Origin of the sequence: Haloactinospora alba, from assembly GCF_006717075.1 — a bacterium.
Taxonomy (GTDB): Bacteria; Actinomycetota; Actinomycetes; order Streptosporangiales; family Streptosporangiaceae; genus Haloactinospora; species Haloactinospora alba.
The window spans coordinates 189,977-204,196 of record NZ_VFQC01000002.1; the positions used below are offsets into that span (position 1 = coordinate 189,977).

Genomic DNA, 14,220 nt, shown 5'->3' on the forward strand with positions numbered 1-14,220 from the left:
GCTACGTCGAGGTAGGTCGCCATGACGTCGCGCCAACCGTGGCGCCGATTGGGGTGGGGCTGTGGCCAGGTGCGCTCCTCGGCGGCAGCGAGCGCCTGTCCCGGTCCGGCGGCGGGGGGTAGAGCAGACGCGGGTGTCCGTCGGTGATCTCCCGGATGGAGGGAAGATTGGGGGCGACGACCGGAACGGCGAACTCGACCGCGGTCGCCACCGACGAGGGGAAGAGGGCCCGGGAGAAGAACTCCCAGGACCCGTCAGCGCGGTAGGGACACAGGGCTACATCCGCCGACCGGTACAGCGCGGTGATGTGCTCGGGCGCGATGCGCCCCAAGCGCACCTGGACACGGCCGTCACTGTTATCCGCCGCCGCCAACAGCTCTCGGGCCAGGTCCTCCTGGGGGCAAGGACCGACGAGGAACAGGCGAGAGGATCGGCTATTACGAAGAAAAGCGTCGAGGACACCTCGAGGGTCTTTGTAGGGCGTCATGTTGCCCAACATCAGTACCGACATGGAATCACTCGTCATACGGGCGGCCAGCTCCGCGACCGGTCGTGTCACCGGTGCCGTTGACGCGGTGATTCCGCCCCATCCGGCCACGATGACTGGCGTGTCGGCCAGTCGACGGATGTGGGCCGCGTCGGCGCGGGTATGAGTGATGATCGTATCCGCCAAATCGAGGACACCGCGGGCGGCCAGACGGTCGGCCTCACAAGGAGGGGTCCCATCTATCGGCAGCAGGTTATGGACGGTCCACACCACATGCCATCCGTCTCGACGCAGTTCGGTCAGGCGACACAGCATCCGCTCGGCGGCGTTCGCCGTGCGGGTGCCCTCGGCAGTGCGATAGAGGCGCTTGAGGCGGTGTAGGTTGATCACGCCGCCGCCATCGTCACGGGTGAGGCTGTCCAGGTCAGGACTGAACTCCAGAGCGAGTTCGGTAGGAGCGTGCCGGGCCATTTCGGCGAAATACGGGCTGGGCCAGGCCGGATAGGAGGTGACGACCACCCACGGCCGCACGGATCCGCCGCTCATCGCGTCGCTCCAGTGCGCGCGCGAACTCGGGCCCACCAAGCGAGCGCTGAGCGGTAACGATCCAGGCACACTCGGGGGCTGCGATCCGTACCGGTCCACTCCAGTGCCACCTCCATCGCCCGTCCCTGTGCCACGCGGCGCGCGGCCAGCGTGGCGATCTCCTCCCGCTCCGGGTGTGTCAGCCCGGTCCCGTCATCCGAGAGGTGCACGACCCTCGACCAGTCGAGTACCGCAGCGGCGATACCGCGATCGCCCCCACCCGCTAGGGCCGCACCGAGCTGGGCGGTATCGGCCAGTAACCGCACTCCTCGATGGCGCCGCATCAGCGCCACCAAGGCGGTGAAGGCATCAGGATCCAACCAACGCGGGTGGTGGAGTTCGACCAGCAACGGCAGGGACGCGGTGGGAAGGACCGGATCGCTTGGCAGCGCATGCGCGCGGGTGAGCGGGGCTCGGGCGAGCAGGCGTACCCATCGCGCTCCCAGGCGGTGGGCCGCTGCACAGAGCTGACGCACCTGTTCCCACGCGGCCCTGCGGGTGGGCTCATCTCCCGTTACCAGATCAGCCAGGTCGACATCGGCCGTCACTCCCGTAACCGGCACGCTGTGACGCGCTACCCGCCGCCAGTGTTCAAGCTGGCCCGGAGAACGGTTGACGAGGTCGACACCGCGCGGACCGCCGCGCAGGTGGAGGAAGGGGATGGCGTTCTCGTTCGCCCATACCAGCAGGTCCTCCACCTCGAACCCGCGCACCGAGATACTGTAGACACCCACCGGGTCAGCCTTAACCATCGCTGCTCCAGTCGAAGAGGATCACCGGCTCCGGCTGGCGCCGCTCCGGCTTGGTCAGGGAGGCGAACTCCTCGGGGGCGCGATCCCCTGGGACCGTGCGGCACAACGAGGTCACGAACTCCGGTTCCAGCTCGGTTGCCAACCACCCGACGGCTCTGGTGTAGGCCTCCCCGTAACGGCCGGGATGGTGACCGGCGAGTTCGTGCATGCCGACCAGGGTCCATCCCTGCCGGTGTGCCTGCGCAGCGGCGATGGTGGACGCCTCGCCGGGAGTTCCCAGCAGTCCGAGGACTCCGCCGGCAGCAAGCGTCGACGCCGCGCGTTCGGGGGCGCCCACGGCGTCTATGACCAAGTGCGCGGCTCCGCCTCCGGATTCGATGTGCGTTGCGGGAAGGCGTCCGATAGCCGCTCCGCGCCGCGCGGTGCGTACCCGGACCTTGCGAGCACCCCGCCGATATAGTCCCAATGCGCACCCCACGGCGACCGGGCCAGAGCCGAGCACCACGGCCCCATCCAGTTCCACGCTCGCCGGGAGACGATCCAGACCGAGCACGGCCATCTGCTGGAACCGAGCCAACGCCGCCACCTCAACCGAGGCGCCCGGCGCACAAGCCACGGCCCTGGGATGGTCCGGACAGAACGCCGCACCATGGGGGACCGGCGCCACTATCCAACTACCGTCACTGCCACGTGCCAGGTTCATGTAGCCCGCCTCACGCGCTGGACCGGAGGCGGTCGCGGCCAGGTGGCGGCGTTCGGTCCCCGGGCTAAGGACACTGACGCACGCGGTAACGGACCCCCGCGGGACCGGCCGCGGAGACAGGAGCTCGGCTCGCCCACTGTTCAAGAGCACACGGGCGCCGTGATGCGTGGGGACGGGGGACATTTCAGATGCCATAGCGGTCCTCCAGGTAGGCCGGTAGCTCGGCGAAGCGGTGAAGCACCCCGATCCGCGAATCCAGGCCGTGCGGGCGGCCGTCCGAGGCGATCAGGACGGCCATCATGTCGTGGGCGCGCGGCCCGCTCGCATCCTTTGCGGGCGTATCGCCCACGAAGACGATTTCTTCAGGATCGACCCCTGCCGCCGCGATCACCGCGGCGTAGAACCGCGGATGCGGTTTGCGCCACCCCAGCTCGCTCGACAGCACCAGGGCATGGAAGCACGATCCGATACCGGCCCTATCCAGCGTGTGACGGCGAACTGTCTCCGGACGCTGGGTGTCACACGCCAGCACACACCGCAAACCCGTGTGGTGCAGCCGTCGTAGGGCACGGGCCGCCTTGCCGTCGATCCGGCCATCCGGGAGCGAGGAGAACACGGCCTCACTCGCGCCGTCCGGATCGGGCAGGTGAACGCCGCACTGGCTCGCGGCCGTGGCCAACACCCGGGAGAACGGGGTGTGGGCGCCACTGGCGCGGTCCTCGTGCCAAGCGCGGTGATGGGCGGAGTCGAACGCGGCGGCGAATTCTTCGGGCAGCCGCAAGCCGAGATCACCAGAGAGCACCCACGCGACCATGCTTCCTTCCACACGCGGGGCGGAATGGGACAGTGTGCCCCCGCAGTCGATCGCGAGAGCGCGAATCCTCGCCATGCTGGGTGTCCTCTCTACTCAGCTCGTGGGGATGGCCAGACGCTCCACCTGGTCAGCGACCCCCGAAGGAGAGCCCCGGAGGGCGGACAGGGGTAGCGTTCGGGCAAGCGCACGCACGAGTCCAGCGCGTCGTCGCACCGCGTCAGCGTCCTCGACGTGACGCAGCACCATGTCCGACCGCTCCAGCACCCGGTCGATGAGGTGCGCACTGGCCCGCAGCCACACCGTGGCGGCCGTATGGGAATCCACCCTCTCCCGATGGCCTTCGCTCGCTGCGGGATCACCATCCACATCGACTACGGCAGCAGCCACTACCCGCCTTGGCTCACCGGATCCGCTCCCATCGGTGAAGTCCGCGCATCCCGCGAGGTCGAACTTCTCCGGCCCGTCCGCGTCCACACCCAACTGTGGGAACCATCGTCGTACCGGTGCGCGGCGAACCACGAACGCCCTGGTCCCACCTCGGACCCGAGGAGGTCCGTTAGACGGTGTGGTGTCGAGGAGGGTGACGTCACCGGAAATCACACGCCAACCGCGCGCTGTCAACGCCATAGCGGTCACGGACTTGCCGGCCCCGTGTCCCCCCAACAGCAGAACCGCCTCCCCAGTGCTGGGATGTTCCAGGGTCGTGGCATGCACGCTGAGCGTGTCGTGGCGCAGGTGAAGTCGGTGCAGGGAAGCGTTGATCAACCGCCGCGTGTCGTGTGGGCCAAGGGCGCTAGGGACAGTGAGGTCGGCCCTCATATCGGCGATATGGGCCATCCCGTCCGCGCTGGCACCGGGAACGTGGCTACTCATGTCCGGCCACCAAGCTGCGAGTTGGCCAGGCGCCACTACAACCAGTTCCCGGCCGGCGCTGTCCACACGGAAGGTGTGTCGCATCACCGCCTCCCGAACTCCGGCAGTAGCGGCGCCAGAACCTCCCATACCGGGGCATGTGCGAGCCTCACTGCGTCACCGACCGTGAGGAGCACCGCCGGCACTTCCCACAACCGTTCCTCCATCTCGAACGATTCCTCACCCAGGGCGGAACGAAGGCCACCCATCAGGCCGACCAGATCGCTGACGAACAACCGTTGCGCGGGGACATCAGCGGCCTTCGCGACGAAGCTTTCCCGGGAGGGAGCGGCGAGCACGCTAGCGTGGACGACGGGATCAACGGCGGAGGAGTGAGGGCGCAGGCACACCAGGGCACCCAGCGGCACAGGCGGTGAGTGGTCCATGCCCAACATGAAACGGTGCTCCGCGGGAGTGAACACGACCCGCTCCCGCCGCTCTCCCGTCAGCATCACCCCGGACGTCTCGCTGGTGTTCTTGAGTAACTCCGCCGGAACAGCGGCTCGCGTCGGCCACCCCACCACCATTCCCTCGTTTGAGACCAGTACCAGATCATCCGCGAGAAAGTCAGCGCCAAGCTCTACGCAGGCGCGATGGGCTAGTGTGGACTTCCCGCCACCTTGATCAGCGAGAATCAGTACCGCTTTCCCATCGAGTACGACCGCCGAGGCGTGCAGCATCCGCCAGCCGCTAGCCAGTAGGCGCGAGGCGAAGAACACCCGCGCCACGTAGTCGGCCCACCTCATTACCTCGGGTTTCCCGACGGGAAGCAGAAGCCGGGTGAGGCATTCGGCCGTACGTACTTCCAGACGCACCGCAACGCTGTTCGGCCGATACCGCCCAACCGCCTGCAGCACCCCTGCCGCCTCCCTCTCGATAGCAAGCTGCGGCCCACCCTGCGGAAACGACAGCACAGGACGGTCGGTGAATATCCCGTCAACTTCCTCATCGGCCAGCGCGACCATGTTCTCCAGGTTCAGTCGCCAGTCCGGCATCAGGGCGCAAGGCGCCTTCCGGCATGGCGGAACCATCACCGCAGACACGTGCTCGGTTAAATCGCTTAGTTCTGAGATGACCGCCAGACGAATATCGGTGAGAGCCAGATCAATACCGTTTTCGGTTGATGACATTGGGAATCGCGAAGCCTTCCACGTCAGGGACGGGATTGTTGCGGGGTGGTGTGGGTCCAGAGGGCCAGCAGGAGGGTGTCGGCGTCCGGGGCCGAGATGAGACCAGCCGGGGTGGCGGCCCAGTAGGACTGGGTGGCCTCGCCGAACCACACCACCACTCCGGGATGGTGCGCCTGGATCGCGGCGGCGGTGCGGTGTTCGGCGACGAACTCGACGGTGCGGCCGTACAACCGGGGCTGGCACAGGGAGCGCTGCTGGCGGCAGGTGGTGTGGTCGCATCCAACGCACGGGCTGTCGTGGGCCGAGCGTTGCCGGGGAACGAGGGTACGGGGGGCTGGCTCTGTAGTGGTGTGAACAGCTGGGACAGCGGCGGGAGTGAGGGTAGTCTCGGGCATTGCTTTCCTTCCCGGTCGTACATGCACAGGGTGGGTAGTAGGGCCCGAGAGGTGTGGGCGCACCGCCCGGGCCGGGTGCCTGGGGCGTGGCCGGTCAGGCGGCGTCCCAGGCGCTGTTGGTCAGGTCGTAGGCCAGGAAGAACCACACGTGTCGGTGGGTGGGGAACCCGTTGTCGCCCCAGCTGGTGGCTAGCGCGTCGATGAGGGCCAGCCCCCGTCCGGACTCGGCCTCACCGGCGGGCTCGGGCCAACGGGCGGTGAGGTGGCGGCGGTCACGCCGGTCCCAGATCCGCAGCCCCGGGCTGCCGTTGTCGCGGCAGGTGAGGGTGATGCCGCCGGGATGGCGATCGGCGCGCAGGGTGTAGGTGGCGCCGGGTTCGCCCGAGCGGGTGTGGCGCATGGCGTTGGTGGCGAGTTCGCTGCCCAGCAGGTCGAAGAGGTAGCGGAACTCCTCGTGCTGGCCGGTGGTGCAGGACCGTAGGAAGGCGTGCACCAGGGGCATGAGGCGGGTTTGGCCCCAGAAGTCGAAGGCACGCCGGGTGAAGGGCACCGGTTCGGCGTCAGGGGTGAAGTAGTGCTGTTTCTGCTGGGGGATGAGCAGACGCAACGGCACGGTTACCTGGTGTAGCTGTTCGGGTGCACAGTGGACAGGCATGAGAGTCTCCTTGGCTGTAGAACAGAGGATTGGCGGACGAGTGCGACCACACCACATGGGGCGATACGCTGACCAACGACAACTCAGGGTGATGTTTCGGTGACCAGCTACACACTTATCCTATACAGAGATTCTCCAAAATCAAGGGTTATAGAGAATCTCTTGAAGATGTATTAGAGTTACCCTATGGCACGTTCCCTCAGCCCAACTGTTCGGCGCCGTCGTCTCGCACGTGTGCTGCGCGGTCTGCGTGCGAGCGCCGGACTCACACTCGACTCCGCTGCGAAACAGGCCGCAATCCCTCGGGCTACACTCGGCAAGCTCGAAACAGGCGACCTCAAACGCATCCGCCTGGCCGACCTGGACTCACTGGCACAGCTCTATGAGGTCGACAACCAACGTCGGCTGGGGATGCACCAGTTAGCGAAGGACGCCATCGAACAGGGCTGGTGGTCCAAATACAAGGATGTCTTCGGTGCCGAAGCACTGCCGGACTTCGAGGCCGAGGCTTCCTTCATCAGAACGTACGAAGCCCAAGTCATCCCGGGTCTTCTACAAACACCGGCGTATACACGTGCTGTCTTCACGGGCACCAATGCCTTCGCAGAGGAAGAGGTCAAGCGACACGTCGATGCTCGGATGGAGCGGCAACGCATCCTCACGCACGCTTATCCGCCGGAGTACGCAGCCATAATCGACGAGGCCGCACTACGGCGGCCTGCAGGCGGCATCCAAGCTATGCAGGAACAGCTTCACCACCTTACTGACGTGGCCAGGCATCCACACATCACACTTCACGTACTTCCGTTCTCGGCCGGCATGCACGCAGCTAACCTGGGCGGGTTCATGATCATGGACTTCCCGGAACCAGCGGACCCCGCGATCGGTTATGCGGAGACTCCTTCCTCTATTCTGTTCGTAGAGACGGAAGAAGAGATCCGTCGTCATGACGCTATGTGGCGAGAAGCCCTCAATGCTTCTCTCACCGTGGCCCAGTCCATCGACTTCATCAATGAGGTCGCCACGTCATTAGAGAGTTACCAGTGAACGCGCTGAGATTCCACAAGAGCAGCTACAGCGGCGCCAGCCAGAACTGTGTAGAAGTGGCTCCCGTCCCTTCCGAGTTCCACAAGAGCAGCTACAGTGGCCAAGACGTCAACTGCGTCGAGGTCGCTCCGCTCTCTCCCGGGGCAGCCGTACGCGACTCGAAACACCCCGAGAAGGGGCACCTGACGTTCCCGGCGCCCGAATGGGACGCCTTCCTCACCGCCGCCCGTACCGGAGAGCTGTAGCCTCTCCTTCCCGCGCCGGCATCGGGGAGGGCACTCCGGCCACGCGCTACCTCCGCCTGCCACATAGAGCAATGGTTAACTACAATCGGTGTCCGACCGTGGCCTCGCACCCCATGTGTTCGGGGGTATCGGCGACGAGCGCGGCACCGGGAGTGGTTGTCCGGCTAAGGGGGCGACAGTGGCCGATGACGCCGGGGAGGCCGAGCACGCCTACGGCCTGCTGGAGATGGACGACCAGCTGATCCACGCGCGGGCGGTCCAGATCGTCGCGGAACTGGGCATCGCCGACCTCCTCGCCGACGGCCCCCGCTCCTCGGAGGAGATCGCCGCGGCCACCTCCAGCGACCCGGACGCCTGCTACCGGATGCTGCGCATGCTGACCACGCGCGGCATCCTCACCGAGACCCGGCCCCGAACCTTCGGTCTCACCCCGCGGGGCGGCCCCCTGCGTTCCGACCACCCCTACAGCGTGCGCCACACACTGCGGCTGAACGGCGCCGTGGTTCCGCTGGTCATCGACGGTGCCCAGCACAGCCTGCGCACCGGGGAGCCCACCCTCCCCGCCGTGACAGGCGAGAGCTTCTACGAGCACCTGGAACGCGAACCCGAGCACGCCGCCCTGTTCGACGCGGCGATGTCCGAACTTACTCGGGCGATGCTGCCCAGCCTGCTGGCGGCCTACGCGTTCACGGGCCACGTGGTCGACGTCGGCGCGGGCACCGGAACGCTGCTGCGCGGCATCCTGCGCGCCACCCCCGCCGCCTCGGGAACCGCCTTCGACACTCCCCGCCTGACCGAGTCCGCCCGGGAGGCGATCCGCCGCGACGGGCTCGAGGACCGCTGCGTGTTCACCGGCGGGGACTTCTTCACCGAGGTGCCGCCGGGAGGCGACCTCTACGTGTTGAAGTGGGTACTGCACAACTGGCCCGACGAGCAGGCCGCGGCGATCCTGCGCCGGTGCCGCCAGGCCATGCCCGACCGCGCCCGGCTTCTGGTCATCGAGGCCGTGCTGCCCGAACCCGGCACCGACGCCCCCGGCCCGGCCGCCACCATGGACGTGTCGATGCTGGTCGTGCCCGGCGGGCGCGAGCGCACCGAGGAGCAGTACGCCGCGCTGCTCGCCGACGCGGGATTGCGCCTGCAACGTGTCGTGTCCGCCGGTTCCCGCAACAGCGTCCTCGAGTCCCGCCCGGTCTGAACCATCCGTCGGGGCAGCCCGGACCTATCCGGCGCCTCCGGGGTGCCGCTTTCCCTCGTCGAGCCACACCGGTGTGACGTCGACCGTGTGGATGCGCCAGCGCCCCTCCTCGCGCCGGTAGGTGTTGTCGTACCACCCGCCGACCGACCACCAGTCGGTCGGGTCCTGGTCGCTGCGCAGGTGGACGGCGTGCAAGTAGGAGCGCGAGGTGGCGGTGTCCCCCTCACCGCCGGCGTCCCCGTCCTCGCGGACCTCGATCTGGTGGTTGGTGCTCATGTGGTGGGTGCGGTGGTAGCGCCCCAGGTCGGCGGCGACGAACGCGGCTAACCCCTCCCGCCCCTGGTGCTGGGCGCCCGGGAGCCGCAGCAGGCAGTCCGCGGTGAACAGGCGCGCGTATCCGACGAAGTCGCGTTCGTCGAGGCATCGGGCGAACTGGACCAGTAGGTCGCTGATCTCCGCGCGTTCCAACAGCAGGCGCAGCCGGGCGTCGTCGCTCACAACGGCTCCCTCCCCGTTACGCAGGGTCGCCTCGGCTCACTCGCCCCGTAACAGGGCAGTGTAGAGGGTGAGTCCGGGCCCGAAAGTCATGGCCACGCCGTGCTCGCCGGAAGGAAGCGGACGGTTCCGTTGCAGTTCCGCGAGGACGATCGGCAGTCCGGCCGAGGAGCAGTTGCCGTATTCGGCCAGCACAGCGCGGGACGTCACCGTCGCCTCGGGGGTGAGGGACAGGCTCTCCTCGGCCGCGTCGATGATCTTCCGCCCGCCGGGGTGGATCGCCCACCAGTCCACGTCCGCCGGTGCCAGCCCGTGGGGGTGGAGCAGGGCACGCACGACCTCGGGGAGGCGCAGGGCGATCAGTTCGGGGATGCGGGACGACAGTCCCATCGGGAAGCCGGTGTCGCCCACCTCCCACGTCATGTGCTCCTCGTGCTCCACGTCGGTGTAGGAGGCCGTGTCCACCACGGCCGCCCCGCCCGGTGGAGCGTCCGGGCCCCGCAGCACCATGGCCACCGCGCCGTCGCCGAATAGGGAGTTGATGACGAGCTGCTCGACGTCCCACGGCGGCGGTTGGAGGTGCAGCGAGGACAGCTCCACGTTGAGCAGCACCGCCGGGTGCGGGTGGCAGCGCACGAAGTCGGTGCACACCGCCAGCCCCGGCAGCGCCGCGTGACACCCCATGTGTCCGACGAACAGCCGCTGGGTGGCCGGGGACATCCCCAGCTCGCTGATCAGCCGCGAGTCGACACCGGGGCTCTGGTACCCGGTGGAGGAGACCGCGCACAGGTGGCCGACCCGGCCGGCGTCGACGCCGGCGTCGGTGAGGGCGTCCGCGACGGCGTCCCTGGCCAGCGGGAGCGCCTCCCGCTGGAAGCGCCGCATCCGCTCCCGGGTTCCCCACGAGGAGACGTCCTCGCTCTCGGGGTCGACGGCCAGGCGACGCCACCGGATTCCGGAACGGTCCAGGAGTTTGTGCAGCACGTCGGTGTTGCCGTGCCCGGCCGGCAGCAGCTCGGGCAGGCGCTCCTGCGCCAGCGCCGTCTGTGGGAAGGCCGTCCCGATTCCGGTGATCCGCGCCGGTGCCATTACACCCCCTTCCGGCGGTACCGCGAGTATCCGCCTCTCCCCAGGACCTACCCAGCACTCCTGTCCCGCACGGGCACCCGGCTAGAATCCGCACCAGTCGCCCGGGCCGACAACCGCACGCGAAAACCCCCACCCGCCCCCGACGGGAGCACCGATGAGCACACCTCCCTCCTCCGTTCCCTCCGAGATCCGCCCGCGGAAACTGTGGTTCTGGATCGGCGGCGCCCTCATCGTCCTCGGCGTCGGCGGCGGGATCACCGGCTTCGTTCTGGGCATGGTCAACCTGGCCGGCGCCACGAGCACCGAGGCCGAGTTCACACCCCCGGAGACCGCCACGTTCCGGGCCGAACAGGTCAACACCGACTCCGACATGTGGAAGCTCTACGCCGACCGCGACGTGCCCTCCAGCGAGGTCGCGCGAAGCTGCGAACTCACCGGCCCCGACGGGCGGGTGGATATCGACGATCCGGGATACAACAGCGAGTCCACGGTCAACGGCGACACCTGGATCCTGGTCGCCAGGTTGGACGTCACCCAGCCCGGGGAGTACACGATGGAGTGCGCGGCCGAAACCGGGGCAGACCTCAGCGTGGGCTACGGGCCCGACGGCTCCAGTACCGCCCTCACCGTGGTCGGCTCCATCGGCGCGCTCCTCCTCGCACCGCTGGGGCTCCTCCTGGGGCTCGTCACGCTCATCGTCACCGGCGTGCGGCGCTCCAACCACCGGGGCCGGCTCCGGGAAACACACACCCCTCCCCCGGGCTCCGGCCCCTACAAACACAAACAGTGACGGCGGCGGGACACCCTCCCCTAACCGATCTCCCGCAGGTGGTCGCGGAGCAGCCGCGCCACACGACCCATCAGGGTCTCGACCTCCGGTTGGACGCTGGCCGCGACCCGCGACTCCGTGAGCGCCGCGACAGCGAACGCCCGGCCGTCGGCGTGCTCGACCACGCCGATCTCGTGGCGGAGGTTGAGCAGAGTCCCGGTCTTGGAGGACCAGCGGGAGGCGTCGGAGGCGAAGTCGGGCGCCAGCCGCTGCCGCAGCACGTTGGACGCCATGAGCTCCCGCACCCGCTCGGCGACAGCCGGGGTGACGGCCGAGGGCCGCCACAGCTCCCGCAGCAGGTCGGCGTAGGCCCGCGCCGAACCGGAGCTGGCGCGGGTCGCGTCGAGCTGGGGCACCCGGTGGCCGCGCCCGTCCGTTCCCGCCTCGATGGCCAGGGTGTGCGCGAGGTGCCTCTCCGCGGGGTCGAGGCGTTGGGCCGGTGTCTCGTTGAGCTCGCGGATCATGTTGCGGACGGTGATCCCGCGCAGCCCGAGCCCGCGCATGATTCCCGCGACGTCGGCGGGGCTGGTGAGTTCGAACAGCGCGTCGGAGGCGGCGCCGTCGCTCAGGGCGATACTGAGGTAGAGCAGGTCGTCGAGGGCGACCCGGGCCGGGTGCCGGAACCGGTCGATTCCCGGTGTGCCGGAGGGCTCGCCTCGCGGCCGCACCAGAACCTCCGCCGCCCCGTCGAGCTCACCGCTGTGTATGCGTTCCAGGGTGGCCAGAACGAGCGGCACTTTGACCAGAGACGCCGTGGGGTACTCCACGTCCGGGTCGATGCCGACCTCGTCGCCGGTGTCCAGGTCCCGCACGAGGAACGAACCCCGCACACCGGCGGCGTCGAGCTCCTCCCGCAGCTCCCGGACGAGGGCCTCGGTACTCACGCCGGTTCCCCCTCCTCTGAGGCCCCCAGGCAGCGGGCGACACCCCGCCGCAGTCCCGTGCGCAGGCGCTGCGGATCCTCTCCGCCGTTGGTGGCGACGTCGTAACCGCGTTCGAGGTCGAGCTCACCGAGAGGGCTCCAGTCCAGTCCCAGCTCCTCGGCCTGCCCGGGGGAGGCCAGCAACAGGTCGTCGGACTCCAGCACCTCGGCCATGGCGGCCGGGAGCGTGGCCGCGGCGCTCACCTGGACGGGACTGAGTCCGACGGCGTCCCGGAGCCCGGTGAGGCGGTCGCGGACGTGGGGAACGTCGTCCTCCGGCTGGAGCCACACGCGGCGGGGAGACGCCGCGGCCTCCGCGCGGCCGCGGCGGAGGGACTCGAGGTACACCACGCGCGCCGAGGGCGCGGCCCCGGCCACCCCCAGGGGAACGCGCCACGCGGCCTCGTCCGTCGGCACCGCCACGAGGGCGGCCCCGACGTCCGCGGAGCGCACGAGTTCCGCACGCTCGTTCGGCGGCGCCGTGCGGAGGTCGAGGTGGATGCCCTCCCGCCGCGCTTCGGCGTCCAACCGCGCCAGCCGCAGCGTCGAGCACACCTCCGGGACCGCGAGACGCAGCGGGGTGAGCCTGGCCCGCTGCGCGTCCAGCTCCACCGTCTCGGCCAACCTGACCAGGCGTCTGGCTGACGGGAGCATCTCCCGACCGAACGGGGTGAGGGTGGCGCGCCGTGTGGAACGGTCGAACAGCCGCGCGCCCCAGTGCCTCTCCAACGCGGCGATGCGGCGGCTGGCGACGGGTTGGGGCACCCGCGCCGCGGCGGCACCGAGGGTGAAACTGCCCCGTTCACTCACGTGGACGAACGCCTGGCAGGCACCGACGAGATCCATGACCGCATCCTATGCGTGTTCCGCATGGAAACCCGCGTTTGCGTCTTCGACAGCATCACGGTCCCGGACGAGACTGCGTTGCGGCAGGGGCCGCGCGGGAGCCGGCTTCCGCCCAGGACCATGTTTCTCGTTGTAGGAGGGCCACACCATGCTGACCGACCTCGCCCGCACCACCGCCCCGGCGGCCCTGGCCACCACCGCGTTCCTCGTGTTCGCGGGCTGTGCGTCGGAGGAGGCTCCGGCCTCCCCCTCCGACGGAGCCTCCTCCCAGGAGGACCCGGCTTCGCACGAGGAGGAGTTCCGGCAGTTGGAGGAGGAGTTCGACGCCCGCCTCGGGGTTTACGCGGTGGACACGGGCAGTGACCGCGAGCTCGCCCACCGCGCCGGCGAGCGGTTCGCCTACACTTCCTTGTTCAAACCGCTGGCCTGCGGCGCGCTGATGGAGCGCCGGTCCCTATCCGAACTCAAGGAGGAGGTCGTCACCTACGGCGCCGACGACCTGGTGGAGTACTCGCCCGTCACGAAGGAGAACGTCGACGACGGCATGACGCTGATGGAGGTGTGTGACGCCGCCATGCGCTACAGCGACAACACGGCGGGCAACCTCCTGTTCGAGGAGTTCGGCGGGCCCGAGGGCCTCCAGGAGGCGCTGGAGGGTATCGGCGACGACACCACCCGGATGGAACGGCTGGAGACCGAGCTTAACGAGGCCGTCCCCGGTGAGACCCGCGACACGAGCACCCCGGAGGCGATGACCGCGAACCTGCGTGAGTACACGCTCGGCGACACCCTGAACGAGGACGAGCGGGACGTGCTCAGCGAGAAGATGCGCAACAACACGACCGGCGACGACCTGATCCGCTCCGGGGTTCCCGACGGGTGGGAGGTCGGCGACAAGAGCGGGGCCGGCGGCTACGGAACCCGCAACGACATCGGCCTGCTGTGGCCGCCGGAGGGCGACCCGATCGTGCTGGCGGTCATGTCCAGCAAGGACGAGGAGGACGCGGAGTACGACGACGCGCTCGTCGCCGAGGCGGCCGGGGTCGTCGCGGACGCGCTGGGTCAGGGGTGACAGCGCGGTTCCGTTGCCGCCGCCGCGCGCTGCGGTGGCAACGG

Annotated in this window: 17 protein-coding genes; 5 read left to right on the forward strand and 12 right to left on the reverse strand. The window is 68.8% G+C overall.

All coding sequences use genetic code 11. The features are described 5' to 3' along the window. Position 1: 1 nt before the first annotated feature. From FHX37_RS18425 to FHX37_RS18460, 8 genes are all read right to left on the reverse strand, one after another. On the reverse strand, positions 2-1,033 hold the full coding sequence (locus tag FHX37_RS18425) for a glycosyltransferase (RefSeq protein ID WP_141925481.1): 1,032 nt from the start codon (positions 1,031-1,033) through the stop codon (positions 2-4). Continuing rightward, a complete protein-coding gene (locus tag FHX37_RS18430) occupies positions 1,030-1,824 on the reverse strand; it encodes an apurinic/apyrimidinic endonuclease family protein (protein WP_141925482.1) in 795 nt (264 codons plus the stop codon). Before FHX37_RS18430 ends, FHX37_RS18425 begins: the two co-directional genes overlap by 4 nt. Then, positions 1,817-2,401 (reverse strand): MDR/zinc-dependent alcohol dehydrogenase-like family protein, encoded by a 585-nt coding sequence (locus FHX37_RS18435; RefSeq protein ID WP_141925483.1) that lies wholly within the window; start codon positions 2,399-2,401, stop codon positions 1,817-1,819. The genes FHX37_RS18430 and FHX37_RS18435 overlap by 8 nt, the downstream gene beginning before the upstream one ends. A gap of 310 nt (positions 2,402-2,711) precedes the next feature. Beyond that, positions 2,712-3,416 (reverse strand): HAD family hydrolase, encoded by a 705-nt coding sequence (locus FHX37_RS18440; protein WP_141925484.1) that lies wholly within the window; start codon positions 3,414-3,416, stop codon positions 2,712-2,714. An 18-nt stretch (positions 3,417-3,434) separates the two neighbouring features. Beyond that, the gene (locus tag FHX37_RS23300; RefSeq protein ID WP_211351953.1) at positions 3,435-3,665 is read right to left on the reverse strand and encodes a hypothetical protein; all 231 of its coding nucleotides are present in this window, start codon (positions 3,663-3,665) and stop codon (positions 3,435-3,437) included. 632 nt (positions 3,666-4,297) lie between these two features. After that, the gene (locus FHX37_RS18450; protein ID WP_141925485.1) at positions 4,298-5,248 is read right to left on the reverse strand and encodes a phosphoenolpyruvate carboxykinase (ATP); all 951 of its coding nucleotides are present in this window, start codon (positions 5,246-5,248) and stop codon (positions 4,298-4,300) included. Between the two features lie 158 nt (positions 5,249-5,406). Then, complete coding sequence (locus FHX37_RS23735; RefSeq protein ID WP_246062436.1) at positions 5,407-5,778, reverse strand: hypothetical protein; 372 nt, start codon at positions 5,776-5,778, stop codon at positions 5,407-5,409. A gap of 94 nt (positions 5,779-5,872) precedes the next feature. After that, the gene (locus FHX37_RS18460) at positions 5,873-6,433 is read right to left on the reverse strand and encodes an ATP-binding protein (protein ID WP_141925486.1); all 561 of its coding nucleotides are present in this window, start codon (positions 6,431-6,433) and stop codon (positions 5,873-5,875) included. 186 nt (positions 6,434-6,619) lie between these two features. Between FHX37_RS18460 and FHX37_RS18465 the strand changes: the two genes are divergently transcribed. From FHX37_RS18465 to FHX37_RS18475, 3 genes are all read left to right on the forward strand, one after another. After that, on the forward strand, positions 6,620-7,480 hold the full coding sequence (locus tag FHX37_RS18465; protein ID WP_141925487.1) for a helix-turn-helix domain-containing protein: 861 nt from the start codon (positions 6,620-6,622) through the stop codon (positions 7,478-7,480). Beyond that, on the forward strand, positions 7,477-7,725 hold the full coding sequence (locus FHX37_RS18470) for a DUF397 domain-containing protein (protein WP_141925488.1): 249 nt from the start codon (positions 7,477-7,479) through the stop codon (positions 7,723-7,725). The genes FHX37_RS18465 and FHX37_RS18470 overlap by 4 nt, the downstream gene beginning before the upstream one ends. 178 nt (positions 7,726-7,903) lie before the next feature. After that, positions 7,904-8,923, forward strand: a complete 1,020-nt coding sequence (locus FHX37_RS18475; protein ID WP_246062437.1) for a methyltransferase — start codon at positions 7,904-7,906, stop codon at positions 8,921-8,923. A 24-nt stretch (positions 8,924-8,947) separates the two neighbouring features. On the opposite strand, the gene FHX37_RS18480 is transcribed toward FHX37_RS18475, so the two are convergent. Continuing rightward, positions 8,948-9,421 (reverse strand): nuclear transport factor 2 family protein, encoded by a 474-nt coding sequence (locus FHX37_RS18480; protein WP_141925489.1) that lies wholly within the window; start codon positions 9,419-9,421, stop codon positions 8,948-8,950. Between the two features lie 36 nt (positions 9,422-9,457). Further along, entirely contained in the window at positions 9,458-10,507 is a 1,050-nt protein-coding gene (locus FHX37_RS18485; protein ID WP_141925490.1) for a type III polyketide synthase, read from the reverse strand. 154 nt (positions 10,508-10,661) lie between these two features. Between FHX37_RS18485 and FHX37_RS18490 the strand changes: the two genes are divergently transcribed. Next, a complete protein-coding gene (locus FHX37_RS18490) occupies positions 10,662-11,297 on the forward strand; it encodes a hypothetical protein (RefSeq protein ID WP_141925491.1) in 636 nt (211 codons plus the stop codon). A 20-nt stretch (positions 11,298-11,317) separates the two neighbouring features. On the opposite strand, the gene FHX37_RS18495 is transcribed toward FHX37_RS18490, so the two are convergent. Together FHX37_RS18495 and FHX37_RS18500 are read right to left on the reverse strand one after the other, a co-directional pair. Beyond that, positions 11,318-12,220 (reverse strand): serine hydrolase, encoded by a 903-nt coding sequence (locus tag FHX37_RS18495; RefSeq protein ID WP_141925492.1) that lies wholly within the window; start codon positions 12,218-12,220, stop codon positions 11,318-11,320. After that, positions 12,217-13,104 carry a LysR family transcriptional regulator gene (locus FHX37_RS18500; RefSeq protein WP_141925493.1) on the reverse strand — a complete coding sequence of 296 codons (888 nt, stop codon included), beginning with the start codon at positions 13,102-13,104 and terminating at the stop codon, positions 12,217-12,219. Before FHX37_RS18500 ends, FHX37_RS18495 begins: the two co-directional genes overlap by 4 nt. Positions 13,105-13,252: 148 nt before the next feature. Here FHX37_RS18500 and bla point away from each other — a divergent pair, with 148 nt between their 5' ends. Beyond that, positions 13,253-14,176, forward strand: coding sequence for a class A beta-lactamase (gene bla, locus FHX37_RS18505; protein ID WP_141925494.1), 924 nt, complete (start codon positions 13,253-13,255; stop codon positions 14,174-14,176). Positions 14,177-14,220: the final 44 nt, after the last annotated feature.